The following is a 21,384-nucleotide window of genomic DNA, read 5'->3' as shown; positions in this document are numbered from 1 at the left end:
GGTCCCATTCCGAACCCGGAAGCTAAGGCCACCAGCGCCGATGGTACTGCACTCGACAGGGTGTGGGAGAGTAGGTCACCGCCGGAACATCATTCGGGAAGACCCCCAGCGAAAGCTGGGGGTCTTTCTCGTTTCACGACCTTTGAACCCCCCGACTTAGGTCAGGGGGTTTCGTCGTTTCCGGGCCTTTACGCCGGCAGTGACCGCGGTAATCCGAAGGGCACGAAGCGATCCGCGCCGTGGAACGCGACGACCCGCGCTATCCCCGCGGGCGTTGGGCTCACTATCTGGATCGAGTGCGCCTCGCCGTTCTGGTACATCGCGAAGGCGGGCTGGCCGTTGGCCGCGGTGGGGATCATGCGGACCCGGCCGGCGCGGGCGGGGCAGCGGGTGCGGATCAGGTGGATGACATCGGCGCGGCCGGCGAACCATTCCAGGATCGGGGGCATCTCCCAGACCGCGTCGGCCAGCAGGAGTTTCGCGAGCGCGTCCATGTCGAAGGCTTCGAAGGCCGCGGCGTAGCGATCCAAGAGGGCGCGTACCGCGGGATCGTCGGGTTCGCTGACCTCCTCGGCCGCGGTGGGTAGTCCGGCGAGGGTCGCGTGTGCGCGTTGCAGGGTGCTGTTGACGGCGGGGACGGTGGTGTCGAGCAGGCCGGCCACCTCGATTGCGCTCCAGCGCAGGACATCTCGCAGGATCAGGACGGCGCGTTGCCGCGGCGGCAGGTACTGCCAGGCGGCGACGAGGGCCAGGCGGGTGCCGTGGCGCAGGTCGACTATCGCGGCGGGATCGGTGGATTCGGGTGCGATGCGCGAATCCGGCAGGGGCTGCAGCCAGGGCACCCGGTCGGCGTCGGGGCCGAGGGGATGGCGGTGGTCGGCGGGACCGCCGAGGCCGGACGGCAGGACCTTGCGGCTGCTGTGCGCGAGGGCGTTGAGGCAGGCGTTGGTCGCTATCCGGTAGAGCCAGGTGCGCAGCGAGGCGCGGCCCTCGAATTCCGGGTAGCCGCGCCAGGCGCGCAGCAGGGTCTCCTGCACCAGGTCCTCGGCGTCGTCGACCGAGCCGAGCATGCGGTAGCAGTGGGCGAGCAGCTCACGCCGGCAGGGCATGGTGCGCGCGGCGAAGTCGTCGGTGCGGGTCAATCGAATCCTTCCGGCCGGGCGCGGTGCGGCCCCCTCACGAGTGTCGACCGCCGGCGGGCCCGGAATTCATCGGCGCGCGGCCGATGAGTTCGAGCGGCGCGGCGGTCGGTATCTGTGCGGGTCCGGATCGATCGGAAGGACATCTCATGGATACGGCTGTTTCGCGGACGACACAGCGCCGGGTGCTGGCCCTGGCGGCGGTGGCGTCGATGATGGCGGCCCTGGACACCCTGGTGGTGGCGACGGCGCTCGGCACGATTCGGGTCGATCTCGATGCGTCGCCGGCGACCCTGGAATGGACGGTCAACGGCTACAACCTCAGTTTCGCGGTGCTGCTCATCACCGCAGCGGTGGCCGGTGACCGGTTCGGGCGGCGGCGGATGTTCGCGGCGGGGCTGGGGATCTTCGTCGCGAGTTCGGCGGCGTGCGCCCTGGCGGGCACGGTCGGCCAGTTGATCGCCGCGCGGGTGGTGCAGGGTGTGGGTGCGGCGCTCATCATGAGCCTGGCGCTGACGCTGGTGAGTGCGGCCTTTCCGGCCGAGCGGCGCGGGGTGGCGATCGGTGTGCTGGAGGGGGTCACCGGGCTGGCGGTCGCCTGCGGTCCGCTGGTGGGCGGCGCCATCGCCGAGGGGTTGTCCTGGCAGTGGATCTTCTGGGTGAACGTGCCGTTGGGACTGCTGGCGATTCCGTTGGCGCTGCGCGTGATTCCGGAGAGCTACGGCTCGGATACGGCGTTCGACGGCCCGGGTCTGCTGCTGGTCACCGGGGGTGCGCTGGGTGTGGTGTGGGGTCTGGTGCGCGGGAATGTGGCCGGGTGGTCTCATCCGGAGGTGCTGCTGGCGTTCGCCGGTGGACTCGGCTCGATAGTGGCGTTCGCGATCTGGGAATCACGCACGCGCACACCGATGTTCCCGATTCGCATGTTCACCTCGCGCGGGTTCGCCGCAGGGAATGTCGCGATCTTCCTGACCTTCGCGGCGCTGTTCGGCGCGGTGTTCTTCTACGCGCAGTTCCTGCAGATCGTCTTCCACTACGGTCCGCTCGGCGCCGGTCTGCGCCTGCTGCCCTGGACTCTCACACTCTTCTGCTGCGCACCGCTGGCCGGGGCACTGGCGGACCGGGTGGGCGAGCGGCCGATCATGGCGACGGGATTGATGCTGCAGGCGGCCGGGATGGGCTGGATCGCCCTGATCGCCGATCCGGGGATGTCGTACGGTGCGCTGGTGGCGCCCCTGGTGCTCTCGGGGGTCGGGGTGTCCATGGCGATTCCGACCGCGCAGAGCGCGGTGGTCGGCGTGGTCGAGTACGGGGCCATCGGCAAGGCCGCGGGGGCGAACAGCATGATGCGGGAGTTGGGCGGTGTATTCGGAATCGCGGTCGTGGTAGCGGTCTTCGCGGGTTTCGGCGGCTACGGCTCGACCGCGGAGTTCGTGGCCGGGTTCGTGCCCGGGGGCGCGGTGGGCGCGGGGCTGTCCCTGCTCGGTGCGGTGGTGGCGCTGGCGCTGCCGGGCCGGGCGGCAGTGTCCGCGGCGCCCGTGCGCGAGTTGGTTCGCGAGCCATCCGCGGACTGATATTGCCTGGCCTGCAAGGCTGTTCGACTGCGAAGATCGTCGGATGAGTGTGGATCTCGAAGAGCTCGTTGTCGGTCGTACGTTCCGGGTGCCGGCGGTCGAAGGACCGGCCGGGGACGGAACCGTGGCGGCGAGGCAATTCGACGCGGTCCTGATGTCGGCGGGTTTCAAGCTGTCCGGCGAGTTGTTCGCGCGGTTGTCCGGGCTCGCGGCCGGGACGGTCATCGATACCGCGGTGCGGGTGCTGCCCATGGTGCGCCGGGTGGTCGGAGACCATGTCGAGCACAACGTCTATTTCCGGGACTTCCCGGCGAATGTGCCGGACACCGTGGAGTTCTGGACCGAGTGCCTGGTGCGCGCGCTCGGGGACGAGCTCGCCGCCGAGGCGGAGGCGTCCGTCCGTTCGGGTGCGGTGAATCTGCTGGCGCTGCCCGGCTACGGGACCTATCAGCACGACTACGCCGAGATGATCGCCGCGCACGATGAGCTGATCGCGAGCGTGCGGGATCGGGTGACCGTCCTGCACGCGGGAATGCCGCTGTCCGAGGAGGTTTCGGCGCTCTACCTGTCCATGGCGGGCAGCGTGACCCCGTTCGGGGACGAGGACGTGGCGGTGCTGCGCGAGCTGGCGCTGCACTGCGCGACCGGTCCGCAGCCCACGGTCGTTCCGGTCCGGGAGCATCGCGCGATTCTCAACGAGGTGCGCCTGGCCGCCGGCGCGGATCTGCTGGTGGACACCGTGACCGATGTGCTGCGGCTCGCCTGCCTGCTGTCGGACGGTGATGTCTCGCTGCTCGAGCCGACCCGGTTCCGGAGTTTCCGGCGCCCGGTGCGCCGGGCCCTGCTGGCCGCGCTCGACGGGGTGATCGCGGCCCAGCCCGCCAAGCTCGGCGACGTCAGGGTGCGCCGCGAGGCGTGGAAGCGGCTCGGGGAGCGGCTACATCCGCACGAGTACCCGCGATACGACTCCGCGGCACAGGTTTTCGCGGTGGCGCGGGGTGAGCTGGCGGCTCCGTCCTTCGCCTCCCGGCTGGAGCGGATGCTCGCGGACGGTGATGTGGTGGGCGCGGCGCAGCTGCTGCGTTCCGCGCCGGGGATGCTGTTCCGGTCGATGGACAATCTGCTCCGCAAGGCGTTCGGCGACCTGGAGCGCGAGGGCGTGCTGCTGGAGCTGAACGGCGCGGTCGAGGAGGTGTCCGGCCGGGTGCTGCTGTCGGTGCGCGAGCATCTGGACAATCGCGAGTCCGGGGATATGCGGATCTTCGCGAATCGCTCGGGCCGGGGGAGCGTGGTACCCGACGAGCGGTACCCGATCGCGCCGGAGGTGCTGGAGCTGCTGCGGGAGATGATCGATCGCGAGATCACGCGGCGGCTGGACGTGCCGCTGCCGCTCGTCATCGATCCGGAGATCCTCGAGGTCGCGTTGCCGTTGAGCGGCAAGGGCATCGGCGACGGTCTCGGGGTGCTGCCGCGCGGGTCGGTCACCACCGTCGACGCGGAGCTGCTGCGGTTCTTCGTGTACTGGCACGAGCGTGCGCTGCGGACCGATTTCGATCTGTCGGCCGTGCTGCTGGACCGGGATTTCACGAGTATCGGCTGGCTGTCGTACACCAATCTGACCGAGGTCGGCGGTGTGCACTCCGGCGATATCACCGAGGCTCCGGACGGCGCGTCGGAGTTCATCGACATCCGGCTGGACAAGGTCGAGGCCGCCCTGGTGCTGCCGCAGGTGAACATCTACACCGGTGAGGGCTTCGACGAGGTGCGGGAGTCGTTCTTCGGCTACATGTCTCGCGATGCCTATCAGCAGGGCGCGCCGTACGAGCCGCGCACGGTGCGGGCGAAGTCGGAGCTGCGCGGTGCGGGCCGAACCGCGTTGCCGCTGGCCTTCTTCCGGCACGCGGACGGCCGCTGGCGGGCGAAGTGGCTGCACCTGCACCTGTCCGGCTCTCCGGAGTTCAACCGGGTGGAGTCGAACCATTTGACGACGGCGACGCTGGCGCGGGCGGTGGTGGAGCGCCGCTACCTGACGGTCGCGTATCTGGTCGGTTTGCTCTCCGCGACAACCGAATCGGTCCTGTGGGACGGCGGTCCGATCACCGAGCCGGTGACCTTCATCGGTCTCGCCCGGCCGGATGGACTGCCCGTCGGCTCGACGGTCGTCACACCGGAGAATCTGCGCGACCTGATTCCGGCCTGACTGTTACGTTGGTGCACGGCGAGGCCATGGGGGCGCTTCCTTCTAATATTCGTAGCCCCCTTGGGGACCGACTCCCAGCGTCACCGCTCTCCTCGCCGTACTGTGCCTCGGTCGTTCGCGACCGGGGCACAGTGGCGTGGAACCCGCCCGCTCGCTGCGATCGGGGGTTTCGCGTTCGCCGCGTCGGACGCGTGAAAAACCCGGTGACTCCGCCCGGCGGGCTCTGCTAGCGTTGCGGGAGGCGAGGCCATGGGGATGCTTCCTTCTAAAATCTCTCTTCAAAAGAATCCAGCGTCTCCGCTCTCCTCGCCGCTCGCGCGGCCCCGACCTCGGTCGGGGCCGGCGCGCTGACATCGCAACGTTTTTCGCACCGCACGGTGTGAGCCGGAAGGGAGCCGATCATGCGTGATATTCGTCCGCGCGTCGCCGCCCGTTCGCGGTTCGACGTGATCCTGGTGTCCTCGCCGGCTCGGTGCCGGCTGCGCGGCCGGTACTGAGTACCCGGCGTTTCCTCACGATCCATCGCGTGCCCGTAGGGGCGCTGCGGTGTTTCGCGGTCGTGTGCGACCTCTCGAACGGGCCGTCGCGACGGAGCCGGGCAATCGCGCTGTTTCGACACGAATCAGCACGAAGGGCCAAGACCTTGCGTACCAACACTTCTCGACAATCGATCGCCGCCGTGCGAAACCTCGGCATTCTCGCGCACGTGGACGCGGGCAAGACGACCGTCACCGAGCGAATGCTGTTCCTGGCGGGCGCGATTCACAAACGCGGCGAGGTGCACGACGGCACGACCGTCACCGATTTCGACGCCCAGGAGCGGGAGCGGGGCATCACCATCTTCGCGGCCGCGGTGGCGTGCGAATGGAACGCGCACCGGCTCACCGTGATCGACACCCCGGGACACGTCGACTTCTCCGACGAGGTCGAGCGTTCGCTGCGCGTGCTCGACGGCGCCGTCGCGGTGTTCGACGCCGTGGCGGGCGTGGAGCCGCAGAGCGAGTCGGTGTGGCGGCGCGCGGATCGCTACGGCGTGCCCCGGATCGCGTTCGTCAACAAGATGGACCGGGCCGGTGCGGATTTCGACGCCGCCGTGGCGTCGATTCGGCGGCGCCTGCACCCGGCTCCGCTGGCGGTGCAGATGCCGATCGGCGCGGAGGGCGGGTTCGCCGGTGTGATCGATCTGCTCCGCATGCGGGCGCTCGTCTGGACGGCGGGCACACTGACCGAGACCGGGATTCCGCCCGCATCGCTCGAGCGCGCGCTGGGACGCAGGCGTGCACTGGAAGAGGCGGTGGCCGAACGACATTCGGCGGCGCTCGACGAGCTCTACACCCCGGAGCTGGTCCGTGCGGTGCCGTCGCCGACCGACGACGGTCAGGAGCGACGCGGCGACATCGGCGATGCGTTCGGCCACGTTCGGGAGGGCATCGAAACCGCCGCGGCACTGTCCGATACGACCCTGCTCGTGGCGCTGCGGGAGCTGACGCTGTCCGGTGAGGTGGTGCCGGTGCTCTGCGGGGCCGCCTACCGCGATATCGGGGTCGAACCGCTGCTGGACGCGATCGTGGACTTCCTGCCGTCGCCACTGGACCGCCCGCCCGCCCGGGGCGAGTGGGAGTGCGGTGAGCCGAGCGAGTGCGTGATCGCTCCGAATCCGGACCATCACCTGGTGGCCCTGGTATTCAAGGTCCAGGGGGTGGGTTCGGCGCGGCGCACCTTCCTGCGGGTCTACGCGGGCACGCTCCGCAAGGGCGACGCGGTGCACGATGTGCTCGGGAACCGTTCCGAGCGGATCGGGCGCATTCTGCGGGTGCAGGCCGACCGGCACGAGGAGGTCGACCGGGCCGTGGCCGGTGACATCGTCGCCGTGATCGGTCCCAAGTCGGCGCGTGCCGGGGCGACCCTCTGCGCGCCCGAGGCCCAGCTGCTGCTCGAGCCGCCGACGGTCACCGAGCCCGTGGTCTCGGTGGCGGTGGAGGCGAAGGTCTCCGCCGATACCGAGCGGCTGACGACGGCCCTGACCCGGCTGGTCGAGGAGGATCCGTCGCTGGTCGTGCGGACCGATCCGGAGTCCGGGCAGACCCTGCTCTCCGGGCTGGGGGAACTGCATCTGGAGGTGGCGGTGGAGAAGATTCGCCGTGATCGCGGTATCGCGGTCGCGGTGGGCCGTCCGCAGGTGGCGTACCGGGAGTCGGTGCTGCGCGGGGTGACGGGGCTGCGGTACCGCCATGCCAAGCAGTCCGGTGGGCCCGGGCAGTTCGCCGATATCGTGCTCGATATCGAACCGCTCGATCCCGCTGCGGATTTCGCGTTCGAGTCCACGGTGACCGGTGGCCGGGTGCCGCCCGAGTACGTGCGGGCGGTGGAAGCCGGCTGCCGCGACGCGCTGGTCGCGGGTCCGCTCGGCGGTCATCCGGTGATCGGCGTGCGGGTGCGGCTCACCGACGGCGCGACCCATCCGGTCGACTCCTCGGAGCGGGCGTTCCGCGTCGCCGCGCGGCAGGCGGTGCGGGAAGCGTTGCAGGCCGGCGTGCTCCAACTGCTGGAGCCGACGGTCGAGCTGACGGTCACCGCGCCCGAGGACGACATCGGCGCGGTGCTCGGCGATATCGCGGCCCGCCGCGGCCGGGTCACCGATTCGGTGGTGCACGGCGGCACGGTGGCCGTCACGGCGATCGCGCCGCTGGCCGAGATATTCGGGTACGCGACGCGACTGCGCAGCCGCACGCACGGCCGCGGTGCTTTCTCGACGCGGCCGCTGGGCTACGCGCCGGCGGGGTGATCGGCTGACGCCCACCGGGTTTCGCGCGTAGACCGGGACCGGTCGCGCTGACCCCGCGATCGGGACCCGCGGACCCGGCCGGCCGGCCGGTGTGGCCGATGGGTGGCCGGTTCACGAACGAGTGAACCGGCCACCTGTCATCGGACAGGTGCTCCGAATGTCCTTCCAGAAAACAACTTTCGCGTCTCCGAAGCGCTCCGCCCTACGGCGCCTTCACCAGAATCGCGCGCGTGTACAGCAGATCGAACCCGCGGTTCTGGGCGTTCTGCTGGGATTTGGATCCGGGCTGGGTGGTGATGACCGCGATCTCACAGCCCGCCGCGGCGGCCATGGTGAGACGGTTGACGAGCAGCGTGGACTGAATGCCCTTGCGGCGGTGCGCGAGCAGGGTGGCCGCGCCGGTGAGCTGGGCGACGCCGTGCGAGATGCGCAGGCTGGCCGCGCCGGCGAGCTGCCCGTTGTACAGCGCGACATAGCGCTGGACCCCGGCCGCGCCGGTGAGGTCGCGCATGGCCCGGGCGATGATCTCGCGCGGGAATTCCTCGTGCGAGGCGACGCCCTGGGTGTCGGGCTGGGCGAATCCGTCGGCGATGATGTCCAGCCAGGTATCGAATTCGTCGTCGCCACTGGGCCTTACGGTGATCTCCGGCGGCGTGACGGCCGCGGCGACCCCGCGCAGATCGATGCCGAGCACATTCTCGAAGCCGGCGAGCCGGTAGCCGCGGCCGGTGAGCAGATCCCCGACGGCCGGATCGGCCAGATGCGCGAGTTCGACCTGCACCGGGGCTTCGCGCTCCGCGTAGAGCTTCTCGACGGCGTCGAGCTCGTCCGCGCCCGGCACCCCGCCGAAACCCAGCCCGGCCACCTTGTTCAGCGGCGATCCCGGTTCGGCGAAGGACGCCACCCCACCCGCGAGCGGCACCAGGAAGCCGCTGTCCGCGCCCGGTCGCGCCCGCGCCGCCGCGCTGCCCGCGCTGATCAGCTCGCTCTCCACCCCCTCGATGCGGGCGCCGAGCTCGACACTGCAGAACAGGGATCGCTGATCGTTGGGCATGGCCTCGAGCCTAGTTCGGGGCGGCAACCGAATTCCCGGCTTCGTCGCGGACCGGGCGAACCCCGGTCGCCCGGCCGGGGCCGCGGCCGCCGCCGTCCGGTCGAACCGTAAGGTCGGAGGGTGGCCCCAGCAGAGCACCCCGCAGCCGGGTCCGGACTCGTCGTCGGGTTCGACCTGGATATGACGCTGATCGACTCGCGTCCGGGCATCGCCGCGGTCTGGGACGCGGTGGCCGCCGAGACCGGGGTGCGCATCGATTCGGAGCTTGCGGTGTCGAGGCTGGGACCGCCGCTGGCCATCGAGGCGGCCGAGTGGTTCCCGCCGGACCAGGTGCCGGGGGTCGTGGCCCGCTATCGCGAGCTGTACCCCGACCTCGCGATCACGCGCGCCGATCGGTTGCCGGGCGTGCTCGACGCGCTCACGGCGGTGCATCGCGCCGGTGGGCGCACCCTGGTCATCACGGCCAAGAAGGAATCGCTCGCGCGCCTGCATCTCGACCATCTCGGGTTGCCGGTGGACGACGTCGTCGGCGATGTCTGGGCCGAGGAGAAGGGGACTGCGCTGCGCGAGCGCGGGGCGTCGGTCTACGTCGGCGATCATCTGGGCGATGTGCGCGGGGCGAAGGTCGCCGGGGCGCTGGCGGTCGCGGTGACCACCGGACCGTATACGGGCGAGGAGCTTTCGGCCGAGGGCGCGGACGTGGTGCTGAGCGATCTCACCGAGTTCCCGGCCTGGCTCGCCGCGCACCTGGCCGCGCGCAACTGAGCTCGCGCGGCCGGACTTCGCGCCCCGGGATCGACTTCCTTTTGGCTTCAGGCTGATTCGAACGCTGTTGACGGAACGGACCCGTCACTAGCGTTGCGCGCACGGTCACGAGTATCAGCAGTGACGAGCCCCGGCTCGCTGATCGGCAACCCTCGCGCGGCGGTGGGGTGCCCCGGGTGACGACCAGGTGCTGCCCGCCGGGCAGCACAAGCGCGTTGTGGCCGGTGTGTGCCGGTGAGTTCAGAGGAATCAGATGAGTAAGCAATGGTCCGGGTCGCGTCGTCTCCGGGTAGTGGTGGGCATCGCATCGGCGGCCCTGGTGGCCGGGCTGGTATCGGCGTGCGGCGGTTCTTCCGAGAGTGACAGCGGCACCGTGTATTTCGGTGTATCGGGGCCGAAGTCGGGCCCGTCGGCGGAGTACGGCCGGCTGTGGCAGCAGGGCTTCGATCTGGCCCTGGAGGAGGTCAACGCCGCGGGCGGGATCGACGGCAAGAAGGTCGAATTGAAGTGGGAGGACTCGCAATCCGACCCGAAGCAGACCGTGCCCATCGCGACCAAGTTCGTCGGTGACGAGTCCATCATCGCCGAGCTGGGCGACTTCTCGTCCCCGGCCTCCATCGCGGCGTCGCCGGTGTACAACCGCGGCAAGCTGGTGCAGTACGGCTTCACCAACTCCGCGGTGGACTTCACCAAGGGCGGTGACTACTCGTGGAGCCCGTCGATCACCCTGGATGTCTTCCAGGAGCGCAATGCCCAGTGGGTGTCCGCGAAGGCCAAGAAGGTCTCGGTCGTGTATCTCGAAACCGACTGGGGCAAGCAGGCATTCAAGTTCTTCGAGCAGTCCGCCAAGGAGAAGGGCGTGGAGATCGTCTACTCCTCGCCGATCCTGCCGGACTCGCAGGACTTCCGCCCGGTGCTGATCAAGGGCCGGGACGCGAACCCGGAGGCGTTCGTGCACCTGGGCTACGGCCCGGACGGCGCGCTCATCGTCAAGCAGCTGCGCGACGTGGGCTACACCGGCCAGTTCTTCGGCGGCCAGAACACCCCGCAGTTCATCTCACTGGCGGGCGCCGCGGCCGAGGGTGACATCGTGAACGGCGTCTTCACCGCCGCGGACACCAACCCCAAGGTCGTGGACTTCGTGAAGAAGTTCCGCGCCAAGTTCAACGTCGACCCGGGCGACTTCAACGTGTACGCCTACGACGCGATCAACGTCCTGGTGAAGGCGGCCAAGCACGGCGGCGCCACCCGCGAGGGCATCCTGAAGGGCCTGCGCGAGGTCAAGGACTTCGACGGAATCGGCTTGGGCACTTTCGCTTTCGATCAGCAGACCCGGCGCCCGAACGGCGTGAAGCCGATCGAGCTGATCCTGAAGAACGGCGCCTTCGTGCCGACCGGCAACAAGTAGCGCCATGTTCGACACGCTCATAGCGGGTCTGGTCCACGGCAATGCGTACGCACTCATCGCCGTGGGCATCACCCTGATCTTCGGGGTCAGCAACGTCATCAATTTCGCGCACGGCGCGATCTTCGCGTTCGGGTCGGTGCTGGGCTGGTGGCTGATCGCCGAGCAGGGGCTGCCGCTGTGGCTCGCTCTCGTGCTGGTGGTCGGCACCACGGCGCTGCTGGGCGTGGCGATCGATGTGCTGGCGGTGCGGCCGTTGCGCCGGGCCCCGGCCATCGCGGCGCTGCTGGCCACGGTGGCGGTGGGCCTGATTCTCGAGAACGTGGTGGCGCTGATCTTCGGCCCCGACACCCGGCCCTTCCCGCAGGTGCTGCCCACCAACAACTTTCAGGTGGGCGGCATCTGGTTCGGCACCTCGGACGTGGTCATGTTCGCCATCACCATCACGGTGATGGCGGGACTGTGGAGCTTCCTGCGGTACAGCCGGTACGGGCTGGCCATTCGCGCCACCGCCCAGGATCCGGACGCCGCGGCGCAGATGGGGATCGGGGTCGGGCGGATCCAGTCGCTGGCCTTCGCCATCGCCTCGGGGCTCGGCGGGCTGGCGGGCATCTTCGTCGGTCTCTACAACTCCAACATCTCCCCGACCAGCGGCGGCATCGTCGGCATGACCGGTTTCGTCGCCGCCACGATCGGCGGCCTCGGCTCGATTCCGGGCGCGGTGGTCGGCGGTTTCATCCTCGGGCTGGTGGAGGCCTTCGGCATCTACACCTTCGGGGACGGCTACCGCGATCTGATCACCTTCGGCCTGCTGGTCGTGTTCCTGGTGCTGCGGCCCGGCGGTCTGCTGGCCCGCCCGCCCGCCATCGAATCCGAGCCGCTGACCGGGACCTTCCTGGGAACCGGGCGGCAGTTGCGGGTGCGGTGGTGGCACGCGCTCATCGCGTTCGCCGTTGCGGGACTGGTGATTCCGGTCGTGTCCGACGACTACGGCATCTCGGTGGGCACGCAGATCCTGGCCTACGCGATCATCGCGGTCTCCATGACGCTGGTCGCGGGTTCGGCCGGGCAGCTCGCCATCGGGCAGGCCGGGCCGATCGCGATCGGCGCGTACACCTCGGCGGTGCTGACGGTCTCGCACGGCTGGTCGTTCCTGCCCGCCATCATCCTCGCGGGCATCGTCGCCGCGGTGGTGTCCTCGGTGCTGGCCGCGCCGCTGTGGCGGCTGGGCGGGCACTACGTGGCCATCGCCACGCTCGGCATCGGCATCGTCACGGTCGCGCTGATCCGCAACTGGGAGCCGGTGACGCGGGGCAGCTACGGCATCTTCGGGATTCCGGCGCCGGAGCTCTTCGGCATCGAATTCACCACGCACACCGAGATATTCCGGCTCGAACTGGTGGTGCTGGCCATCACGCTGGCGGTCATGCTCGCGGTGCAGCGCTCCCGGCTGGGCACCGCGATCCGGGCCATCGGCGCGGACGAGGTGGCGGCGCGCTCGGCCGGGGTGCCGGTGCGCGACTACAAGGCGCTGGCCTTCGCCATCGCCGCGTTCTTCTCGGGGATCGGCGGCGCGCTGCTGGCGCACCAGTACTCCTACATCGATCCGACCGTCTTCAACCTGCCGATGTCGCTGCTGGTGGTGACGATTCTGGTGCTCGGCGGCACGGCCTCGCCGTACGGCGCGGTCCTGGGCGCGGTGGTGCTGATCGGGGTGCCCGAGGCGCTGCGACTGGCCCCCGAACTGCGCATCGTGCTCTACGGCGTGGTGTTGCTGCTGGTCGTGCGGTTCCGGCCGCAGGGAATTCTGGTGAGGAGGGAACGTGTCAAGGTCACGAGCTGAGACCGAACCGGTCGCGCGGGGCGAAGCCCAACCGGCCGCGCCCCAGAGCGACCCGGTCGCACCGGCGGCCGATGCGGCCGAACACGGTGTATCCGAGGCGAAGTCGATCGAACCGGTGCTGGCCGTTGGCGGCCTGCGCCGGGCGTTCGGTGGCGTGCGGGCCGTGGACGGCCTGGACATCACCGTCGCGCCGGGGGAGTTCGTGTCGATCATCGGGCCCAACGGCTCGGGTAAGTCGACGACGGTCAATCTGATCTCGGGGGTGCTCGCGCCGGATTCGGGCGAGATTCTGGTGCACGGCAAGCGCATTCGGCCCGGAAAGCCGGAGGCGGCCGCGAACGCCGGTATCGCCCGCACGTTCCAGAACGGCCGGGTGTTCGGCAACATGACGGTCCGCGAGAACGTGGACGTCGGCTTGCAGACCACCCTGCGGGCGACTCGCCCGCTGCGGGCGCTGGCGGGAATTCCGCTGCTGCGCTGGGTATCCCTGCTCGCGGAGCTGGGTGTGGCGCTCGTGCCGACCCCGGCCGCGCGGGCCGAGCGCAAGGCGACCGCCGCGCGCATCGACGCCCAGCTGGCGCGGTTCGGCGAGCGCCTCACCCCGCGCGCGGACAACTCCGCCTTCACCCTGTCCTACGCCAATCGGCGGCGGACCGAGATCGCCCGCGCCCTGGCCCTGGAACCCCGCCTGCTGCTGCTCGACGAGCCGGCGGCCGGCATGAACCAGACCGAGACCGCCGAGATCGGCAGGCAGCTGGCGGAACTGAAGGCGCAGGGCCAGACGGTGCTGCTGGTCGAGCACAAGATGGATCTGGTGCACGACCTGTCCGACCGGGTGCTGGTGCTGGACGAGGGCCGGGTCATCGCCGAGGGCACGCCGGACGAGGTGCTCTCCGATCCCCGCGTCATCGAGGCGTACCTCGGCCGGAGCCGGGGCGGGCGGCGTGATCTCGCCGAGGTCGAGAGCACGGCGGTCGAGTCCGGCGGTGTCGCTGCGGAGTCCGGCGGCACGGCAGCGGGGACCGACGAGGCGGCCCGATCCGAAGGGAAGGTGACCGCGGATGCCGGACATTGAGCGGCCGGAGGCGCGGGAGTCCGGTGTCGCCGCGCCGGTGACCGAAATCGCGAATAGTGCGCGATTCGACGAGAACGCCGCTCCCATACTGGAATTCGACAAGGTGGTCGTGCACTACGGCACGTCGCGCGCGCTGGACGAGGTATCTCTGCGGGTGCGCCCCGGGGAGATCGTCTCGCTGCTGGGTGGCAATGCCTCGGGCAAGTCCACCACGATGAAAACCGCGCTCGGTCTGCTGAAGCCCACCTCGGGTGCGGTGCGGATCGACGGGGTGGACGTGAGCAGGACGCCGCCGTCGGCGCGGATCGCCGCGGGGCTGGCCTCGGTGCCGGAGGCGCGGCGGGTGTTTCCGGGTATGACGGTCGAGGAGAACCTGTTCGTCGGCGGCTACATCCGCAAGGAGCGCCGTGCGGTGCTGGCCGCGCGGGCCGTGGAACTGTTCGAGCACTTCCCGCGCCTGGCCGAGCGCCGCACCCAGCGCGCGGGCACCCTGTCGGGCGGCGAACAGCAGATGCTGGCGTTCGCGCGGGCGCTGATGAGCAAGCCGCGGCTGATCTGCATGGACGAGCCCACCATGGGCCTGTCGCCGCTGTTCGTGGATCGGGTGCTGGACGAGATCGCCCGGCTGAACCGGGAATTGGGGCTGGCCATCCTCATCGTCGAGCAACAGGCCGAACTCGCGCTGAGCATCGCGCATTCCGCGAATGTGCTGCGCACCGGTGAGATCGTGTTGCACGGACCGGCCGCCGAACTCATCGACAATCCGGCCGTGCGCGATGCCTACCTGGGAAAGGCGACGGTATGACCACACGACGGCTCGGCTTCTTCACCCGCCTGGTCCGCTCGGATCAGGATCAGGACGCGGCCACGGTGTACCGGCACGCCCTGGAACAGTTCGACGCGGCCGAACGGCTCGGCTACGACACCGCCTGGGTGGCGCAGCACCACCTGGACCCGGACGAGGGCGGACTGCCGTCGCCGTTCGTCTTCCTGGCGCACGCGGCGGCGCGAAATCCGAAGCTGCGCTTGGGAACCGCCATCGTCACGCTCGCACTGGAGGATCCGGTCCGGGTCGCCGAGGACGCCGCGGTGCTGGACGCGCTCAGCGGCGGCCGGCTCGAACTCGGGTTCGGCGCGGGCGGTTCCCAGCACGCGTTCGACCTGTTCGAGCTGGGGCAGGCGGATCGGCAGCAGGTGTACGCGGACAAGCTCGCCCGGGTGACCGCCGCCCTGACCGGGACGCCGCTGGTGGGCGGTCGCGGTCTCAATCCGCCCGCGCCGGCGTTGCGAAACCGGTTGTGGCAGGCGACTTTCTCGGCCTCGGGGGCACGCCGGGCCGGCCTGGCCGGGGACGGCCTGCTGCTGTCCAAGGCGCAGCCGCGCGACGCCGCCACCGCGAACTCCACGCTCTGGGAGATTCAGGAACCCCTGGTCAACGCCTATCTGGCGGCGCTGCCCGCCGGTGCGGAGCCCCGAATCGGAGCGTCCCGAGGCGTTTTCGTCGCCGACGACGGCGCCACCGCGCGCACCCTGGCCGAGCGCGGTGCGCAGCGGTTCCTGGATCAGTTCCGCCGCAATCACGACGCCGGCTTCGCGGGCTCGGTCGAGGAGATTCTGCGCGACACGTACGTCGGCACCCCCGACGAGGTGGCGGCGCGCCTGTCGGCCGACACCGCCGTGCGGCGGGCCACCGACCTCATCGTGCAGGTGCATCCGGTCGATCCCGGCCACGAGGCCACCCTGCGCTCCATCGAACTCATCGCCACGAAGGTTGCCCCGCAACTGGGCCGGCGGGAAGGAAACACACAGTGACCGACGTGAGCGACCGTGCTCCCGACGCGACGGCGTCCGTGGTGAGCACCGAAACAGTCGGCGGCGCACCGACGTACGCCGACGTGATCGACACCGTGCTGGGCGACCGCGCGGCCGCCGTGCGGGAGTTGCGGCGGGCGCGTCCGCCCGTGGTCGAGCACACCCAGGGCGTGTTCGAAGCCCTGCTGGACGGCCCCGCCACCGTGGCCCTGGGGCGTGAGCGCGTCATCGCGGCGGCGGTGGCCGTCGCGGAGCTGGCGGGCGCACCCGAATTGGCCGCGTACTACGCGGGTTTCGGCACGGTGCCCGCGGCCGGTGATCCGGTGCTGGCCGCCGTGCTGAAGCACGCCGCGCAGGTGAGCACCGCGCCCGCCAGCGTCACCCGCGCCGATATCGACGCGCTGAGCGCGGCCGGTCTCACCGCGACCGACATCGTGACCGTGGCCCAGCTGATCGGCTACGTCCATTACCAGGCCCGGCTGCTGGCCGGTCTCACCCTGATCGGAGCCGCACATGAGTGATACCCCGACCTCCGAGGTACGCAGCGTCGATACCGCCCGCCGCCCCGCGGGTTTCACCCAGGCGCAGTTGGACTGGGTGCCCTGGGTGGAACCCATAAAGCTGGCCGACGCCGATGAGCGCCAAGCCCCTTTGCTGGCGGGTGATCGGGGCGTCGGACCGTATTTCCGGCTTTTGGCGCGCAATGTCAATGTGCTCGAGCATCGCAGCGGCAACGACAAGGAGATCTTTTACGGTCGCGCCGGGGTCGGCCGCGCCGAAAGGGAACTCGCCGCCACCGTCACCTCGCGGCACAACGGCTGTGAATATTGCGCCTCGGTGCATTCCCGATTCACCTCCGCGCTGTCCAAGCGCGAAGCGGACGTACAGCGATTGCTGGACGCGGGAAATGGCGTTCGGATCGATGAAAGATGGGACGCCATAATCGATTTCGTGGACGCGCTGGCCGCCAATCCGCCTCGGGCCGAGCGGTCGCACATCGACCGGCTGCGCGAGCTCGCTTTCAGCGACACCGAGATCCACGATCTGGTGCTGTCCGCGGCGTCGTTCTCCTGGGCCAATCGCCTCATGCTGACCCTGGGCGAGCCGGAGGTGCCGGTCGCCGGATGAGACCGGCCGGCTCGAAACCGGCCCGATTCGGGGGTTGCGGCGAGGTCGCGGTAACCGGAGGATGTGACGGGTCCGGCGCGTCGCTGGGCGTGGCGTGCGAGACCGGGTTCCGGTGGTGAAACCGCTGGTGGGGGCCGATTCGAAGCCGACCGGTATTTATTCTAGATTTTTCCGGTAAAAGCTTCCATGCATGGCCGGTGGCTGGGTAACGTCCGGTTGGCAAACAGTCAGTGACGGCACTGGCGACCCTGTTGAATCGGAGCACCCCCATGACCGACATCATTTCCGACATCCTGGCCCAGACGATCTTGAAGCTGCTCGCGACCGGCTCGGCGAGCGGCTCCGCCCAGTAGCCGTCCGAGTGCCACCTTCCGGCTACTGCGCGGACGCCGAACCGGCACCCGTGGGGCCCGATCCGTGATTCATGGATCGGGCCCCGTGTCATGTCCGGGTCGAGTGGGTACTTTGCAGGAGATTCCGGGTGGGCGGCGGCGGCCGCGACCGAGGTGAGCGGGGTTCCGCGAATAAATCTGAAAAAACTCCTTCAAAAGTATTCCGTCCAGTTCGTCCGCTCTGTATCGTGTTGAGTGGCAAACGATCAGTGACTTTCGGGCCAATGCGGCATCGGAACGTGAATCTCCCCCCGGATTCGCGTTCCGAACCTGGGACGGTTCCCCTGCCTATATCCGCCGTCCCCGGTGCGCCGCAGTGGCCCGAGACACTGAGCCAACTTTCGGCTATCGCGCGGGATGTCGAAGGTGCAAACGAAGGGCCCGATCCATGACGAGGGGATCGGGCCCTTCGGTATTGTCTGGCGCAATGTCACAGGAAACGAACGCGGGAAGAATGTACGCCGGGCAGCCCGTAGAAGACCGGCAACGGCAGCGTCGTGCGCGTTTTCTGGAGTCGGGGCTGACGGTCTTCGCGCGAGACGGTTACGCGAACAGCTCCGTCGGCGCCATCTGCAAGGACGCAGGCCTCTCGTCGCGGCAGTTCTACGAGGAGTTCACCGGGCGCGAATCGTTGCTGCTCGAACTCTACGAGCAGATCGACCGGGAGTCGCGGGAGGCCGTCGCGGCCACCATCGCCGAGCAGTCCAGCGCCAACGCCATCGATATCATCGACGCCGCCGTGCGCGCCTATATCGAATCCATCGGCCGGGATCCCCGCAAGGCGCGGGTCGCCCTGGTCGAGGTGGTCGGCGCGGGCCCCAAGGTCGAGAAGTTCCGGTTGGAACTGCGCCGGGCGTGGGGTGCGCTGCTGGCCAGTGCCGCCGAGGACGCCGCGATGCACGGGGAGATTCCGCCGGGGGACTACGAGATGCGCGTGCTCGCCATCATCGGCGCGGTCAACTACGTCGTGGACGCCTGGAGCGGTTCGGATCCGCGCCCGCCGCTGGACGAGGTCATCAGCGTCCTGCGCCGCGTCATCATGGGCGCCGTCAGCGCCTGAATCATCAACCGTCATCGGTCGCACCGGGTTTCGTGCCCGAGTCGAGTTGTGGCGGTCGCTGCCGTCGAAACGCCCGGGTGGGCCGAGAACCTCACCCGGGCGCTTCGGGCGCGCCTGCGGCCCGGTCAGGGCACCGTGCGGGCGGCTGCCGGGCGGGGATGGTGTAAGCGGGTAGGTTCGGCGCATGGAGACGGTGCCCATTCAGATGCCGGACGGTTCGGCCGTGTCGGTGTGGCTGCTGCCCGCGCGGGGGCCGCATCGGCATCCCATCACCCCGGACGCGCCGCGCCCCGTGGTGGTCATCGCGCCGGGGCTCGGGGTGCCGGGGGAGTTCTACTCACTGTTCGGTAAGCCGTTGTCGGACTGCGGTTTCGACGTGGCGCTGCTCGAATTGCGCGGCAACGGGGGACGGCCCCGGGGCTCGCTCGGCTACCGGCCGAACCCGGGCAGCGGGTACGGATATCAGGAACTGGTGTCGGTGGACTTCCCCGCCATGTTCCAGGTCGTGCGGCAGCGGTTCCCGGACAGCACGCCGTACCTGCTCGGGCACAGTATGGGCGGGCAGCTGGGGGTCATGTACGCCTCGCGCATCCGCGGCCGGCTCGGCGGGCTGATCCTGGTGGCGTCGGGGACGCCGTATCACCGGGGAGTGCGCGGATTGTCCACGCCCGGTTTCCTGTTGAACAGCGCGGCGCTGGCGATGGCCGGGAACCTCGCCGGGCTCTGGCCGGGCGACAAGATCAACGCGGGCGGGTTCGGGCCGCAGTCCAAGGTGCTCATCGCCGACCTGGCGCGGCTGGCGCGCACCGGTCGTTTCGAACCGGCGGGCGCGGACATCGACTACGAGGAGCGCATCGGGCGGCTGAAACTGCCGGTGCTCTCGATAACCCTCGCCGGGGACGAGATGACCCCGCCGAGCTCGGCCGCGCACCTGCTGGACAAGCTGCCCCGCGCGGACATCACCCGCTGGCACAATCCGGAACCGCTGGGGCACAACGGCTGGATCAGCGACCCCGCGAGCACCCTCGACTACGTCGAGAAGTGGTTGCGGGACCGCTGATTCCGGTCTTCGAGGGCCTCAGGCGCCGCGTTCCATCAGGGTGCGGGTGAAGAACTCGTAGATGAGCGCGGCCTGGAAGGCGGACTGCTTGTTGTCCGCCGCGCCGCCGTGCCCGCCCTCGATGTTCTCGTGGTACCAGATCGGATGCCCCTGGGATTCCAGGAGCGCGGCCATCTTTCGCGCGTGACCGGGGTGCACGCGATCGTCGCGGGTGGAGGTGGTGAGCAGGATCGGCGGGTACGCGCCGTCCGGATCGGTGTTCTGGTACGGGGAGTACTTCGAGATGTACTCCCATTCCTCGGGCTTGTCCGGGTCGCCGTACTCCGCCACCCAGGACGCGCCAGCCAGCAGCAGGTGATAGCGCTTCATGTCCAGCAGCGGCACCTGGCACACGATGGCGCCGAACAGCTCCGGGTACCGGGTGAGCATGACGCCCATGAGCAGGCCGCCGTTGCTGCCGCCGACCGCGCCCAGCTGCTCGTGCGTCGTGATGCCGCGCGCGACCAGATCGCGGGCGATGGCGGAGAAATCCTCGTACACCTTGTGCCGGTTGGCCTTCTGCACCGAAGTGTGCCAGTCCGGGCCGTATTCGCCGCCGCCGCGGATATTGGTCATGACCCACGCGCCGCCGCGTTCGAGCCAGCCCATGCCGGACGCGCCGCTGTAGGCGGGGGTACGCGAGACCTCGAACCCGCCGTACCCGGACATGACGGTCGGGACCGGTCCGCCCAGGTGATCGCGGTGCCGGATGACGAAGTACGGCACCCGGGTGCCGTCCGCGGAGGTGGCGAAGAACTGTTCGGTGACAACGCCGTCGGCGTCGAAGAACTCCGGTTCCCGTTTGAGCACCTCGGTGTGCCCGCCGACCGAGCTCGACATGAGCGTTGTCGGACTGGTGAAACCGCTGGAGGAGAGCATGAATTCGTCGCCGCCCTCGAGCGGGTCGAGGTTCATGACGCTGGTGGTCGCCATCGGCGGGGTGTCGGCGAGCGGCTCGCGCGTCCAGCCGTCCGGGCCCGGGGTCAGCACGTGCAGCTTGGTCTGCACGTCTTCCAGGGCGATGAGCAGCAGATGGTTCTCGGTCCAGCCGTAGCCGTGCAGCGCGGTGTGCGCGTCGGGGGCGAAAAGCACCTCGAAATCGCGTGCGCCGCCGAGGAATCGCTCGAAGTCGATGGCCAGCAGCGCGCCGGTCGGATGGGTGACGCCCGCGATCTCCCACGGCGACTTCAGCTGCACCAGCAGCCAATCCTTGTACCAGGATTCGGAGGAGTCGGTGGGCAGCTCCAGCCGGCGCAGGGTGTCATCGGCTTCCAGGAGGTAGACCTCCTCGTTGAAGAAGTCGGTGGCGCGGCCGATGAAATGCCGTTCGTAGCCTGGGGTTCGGTCGTAGCCGGCGGAAACCGCGATATCGGCGGCCTCGCCCTCGTAGACGGTGGCCGCCGCGGTCAGCGGGGTGCCGCGCCGCCAGCGTTTGGCGATGCGCGGGTAGCCGGAGTCGGTGAGCGAGCCGGGGCCGAAATCGGTTCCGACGTAGACGGTGTCGATGTCGATCCAGCGAATCTCGGACTTGGCCTCGGGCAGTTCGAAGCCGCCGTCCGCGGGGGCGATGAATTCCTTGGCGTCGATGTCGAATTCGCGGATCACCTTGGCGTCCGCCCCGCCGCGCGAGAGGCTGATCAGGGCCCGGGACTGCTCCGGGCGCAGTACCGCCGCCCCGCCCCAGACCCAGTTCTCGTCCTCGGCCGCGGCCAGGTCGTCGAGGTCGATCAGGACTTCCCAGTCCGGGTCGTCCGTGGCGTATTCGGCGAAACTCGTACGCCGCCACAGGCCCTTGGGATGTTCGGCGTCGCGCCAGAAGTTGTAGAGCCAGCGGCCGCGCCTGCCGGGATAGGCGATGCGGGTATCGGTGTCGAGCATGGCCAGAATGCGGGCCTGCAGGTCGGTGAACCGGTCCGAGGACGCGAACCGGTCCATCACCACCTCGTTGTGTGCGCGCGCCCAGTCCAGCGCGCGTTCACCGGTAACCTCTTCCAGCCACAGATACGGGTCCGTCACGCTCTCTCCAACACCGGTCATCCCCATATTGTTGCCG

Annotated in this window: 17 protein-coding genes, 1 rRNA gene and 1 riboswitch; of the genes, 15 read left to right on the top strand and 3 right to left on the bottom strand. The window is 69.5% G+C overall.

What is annotated here, in order from left to right; translation table 11 throughout:
* Positions 1–87, top strand: a 5S ribosomal RNA gene (gene rrf, locus ACWDOP_RS10645); the annotation flags it as partial.
* Positions 88–188: 101 nt separating this feature from the next.
* Here the strand turns inward: rrf and ACWDOP_RS10640 are convergent.
* Positions 189–1,142: a sigma-70 family RNA polymerase sigma factor gene (locus ACWDOP_RS10640; RefSeq protein WP_456344833.1), complete on the bottom strand. Its 954-nt coding sequence runs from the start codon at positions 1,140–1,142 to the stop codon at positions 189–191.
* 146 nt (positions 1,143–1,288) lie between these two features.
* On the opposite strand from ACWDOP_RS10640, the gene ACWDOP_RS10635 reads away from it, so the two are divergent.
* The 3 genes from ACWDOP_RS10635 to ACWDOP_RS10625 all read left to right on the top strand — a co-directional run bounded on the left by ACWDOP_RS10635 (position 1,289) and on the right by ACWDOP_RS10625 (position 7,698).
* Positions 1,289–2,713 carry a DHA2 family efflux MFS transporter permease subunit gene (locus tag ACWDOP_RS10635; protein ID WP_456344832.1) on the top strand — a complete coding sequence of 475 codons (1,425 nt, stop codon included), beginning with the start codon at positions 1,289–1,291 and terminating at the stop codon, positions 2,711–2,713.
* A gap of 43 nt (positions 2,714–2,756) precedes the next feature.
* The gene (locus ACWDOP_RS10630; protein WP_456344831.1) at positions 2,757–4,913 is read left to right on the top strand and encodes a hypothetical protein; all 2,157 of its coding nucleotides are present in this window, start codon (positions 2,757–2,759) and stop codon (positions 4,911–4,913) included.
* 643 nt (positions 4,914–5,556) lie between these two features.
* Entirely contained in the window at positions 5,557–7,698 is a 2,142-nt protein-coding gene (locus ACWDOP_RS10625; protein WP_456344830.1) for an elongation factor G, read from the top strand.
* A 202-nt stretch (positions 7,699–7,900) separates the two neighbouring features.
* Here ACWDOP_RS10625 and ACWDOP_RS10620 read toward each other — a convergent pair whose 3' ends face one another.
* Positions 7,901–8,731 carry a GNAT family N-acetyltransferase gene (locus ACWDOP_RS10620; protein ID WP_456344842.1) on the bottom strand — a complete coding sequence of 277 codons (831 nt, stop codon included), beginning with the start codon at positions 8,729–8,731 and terminating at the stop codon, positions 7,901–7,903.
* Positions 8,732–8,872: 141 nt separating this feature from the next.
* On the opposite strand from ACWDOP_RS10620, the gene ACWDOP_RS10615 reads away from it, so the two are divergent.
* The 11 genes from ACWDOP_RS10615 (at position 8,873) to ACWDOP_RS10565 (ending at position 19,292) form a co-directional block, all read left to right on the top strand.
* Positions 8,873–9,517 (top strand): HAD family hydrolase, encoded by a 645-nt coding sequence (locus ACWDOP_RS10615; RefSeq protein WP_456344829.1) that lies wholly within the window; start codon positions 8,873–8,875, stop codon positions 9,515–9,517.
* A 103-nt stretch (positions 9,518–9,620) separates the two neighbouring features.
* Positions 9,621–9,736, top strand: a riboswitch (SAM riboswitch).
* A 34-nt stretch (positions 9,737–9,770) separates the two neighbouring features.
* Entirely contained in the window at positions 9,771–10,925 is a 1,155-nt protein-coding gene (locus tag ACWDOP_RS10610; protein WP_456344828.1) for an ABC transporter substrate-binding protein, read from the top strand.
* Between the two features lie 4 nt (positions 10,926–10,929).
* Positions 10,930–12,765 carry an ABC transporter permease gene (locus tag ACWDOP_RS10605; protein WP_456344827.1) on the top strand — a complete coding sequence of 612 codons (1,836 nt, stop codon included), beginning with the start codon at positions 10,930–10,932 and terminating at the stop codon, positions 12,763–12,765.
* Positions 12,746–13,840: an ABC transporter ATP-binding protein gene (locus tag ACWDOP_RS10600; RefSeq protein ID WP_456344826.1), complete on the top strand. Its 1,095-nt coding sequence runs from the start codon at positions 12,746–12,748 to the stop codon at positions 13,838–13,840. Before ACWDOP_RS10605 ends, ACWDOP_RS10600 begins: the two co-directional genes overlap by 20 nt.
* Entirely contained in the window at positions 13,827–14,645 is an 819-nt protein-coding gene (locus ACWDOP_RS10595) for an ABC transporter ATP-binding protein (protein WP_456344825.1), read from the top strand. Before ACWDOP_RS10600 ends, ACWDOP_RS10595 begins: the two co-directional genes overlap by 14 nt.
* A complete protein-coding gene (locus ACWDOP_RS10590) occupies positions 14,642–15,652 on the top strand; it encodes a putative FMN-dependent luciferase-like monooxygenase (protein ID WP_456344824.1) in 1,011 nt (336 codons plus the stop codon). Before ACWDOP_RS10595 ends, ACWDOP_RS10590 begins: the two co-directional genes overlap by 4 nt.
* Complete coding sequence (locus ACWDOP_RS10585) at positions 15,649–16,173, top strand: hypothetical protein (RefSeq protein WP_456344823.1); 525 nt, start codon at positions 15,649–15,651, stop codon at positions 16,171–16,173. Before ACWDOP_RS10590 ends, ACWDOP_RS10585 begins: the two co-directional genes overlap by 4 nt.
* Complete coding sequence (locus tag ACWDOP_RS10580) at positions 16,166–16,780, top strand: peroxidase-related enzyme (RefSeq protein ID WP_456344822.1); 615 nt, start codon at positions 16,166–16,168, stop codon at positions 16,778–16,780. Before ACWDOP_RS10585 ends, ACWDOP_RS10580 begins: the two co-directional genes overlap by 8 nt.
* A 230-nt stretch (positions 16,781–17,010) precedes the next feature.
* On the top strand, positions 17,011–17,133 hold the full coding sequence (locus ACWDOP_RS10575) for a hypothetical protein (protein ID WP_454209077.1): 123 nt from the start codon (positions 17,011–17,013) through the stop codon (positions 17,131–17,133).
* A 466-nt stretch (positions 17,134–17,599) separates the two neighbouring features.
* Positions 17,600–18,232, top strand: a complete 633-nt coding sequence (locus tag ACWDOP_RS10570) for a TetR/AcrR family transcriptional regulator (RefSeq protein ID WP_454209078.1) — start codon at positions 17,600–17,602, stop codon at positions 18,230–18,232.
* A 184-nt stretch (positions 18,233–18,416) separates the two neighbouring features.
* Complete coding sequence (locus ACWDOP_RS10565) at positions 18,417–19,292, top strand: alpha/beta fold hydrolase (protein WP_456344821.1); 876 nt, start codon at positions 18,417–18,419, stop codon at positions 19,290–19,292.
* Positions 19,293–19,310: 18 nt separating this feature from the next.
* Here ACWDOP_RS10565 and ACWDOP_RS10560 read toward each other — a convergent pair whose 3' ends face one another.
* On the bottom strand, positions 19,311–21,368 hold the full coding sequence (locus ACWDOP_RS10560) for a prolyl oligopeptidase family serine peptidase (protein ID WP_456344820.1): 2,058 nt from the start codon (positions 21,366–21,368) through the stop codon (positions 19,311–19,313).
* Positions 21,369–21,384: the final 16 nt, after the last annotated feature.

This window comes from Nocardia sp. NPDC003693 (assembly GCF_053981095.1).
The sequence above is the reverse complement of the archived record's forward strand: the minus strand, read 5'-3'. Positions and strand labels throughout refer to the sequence as shown.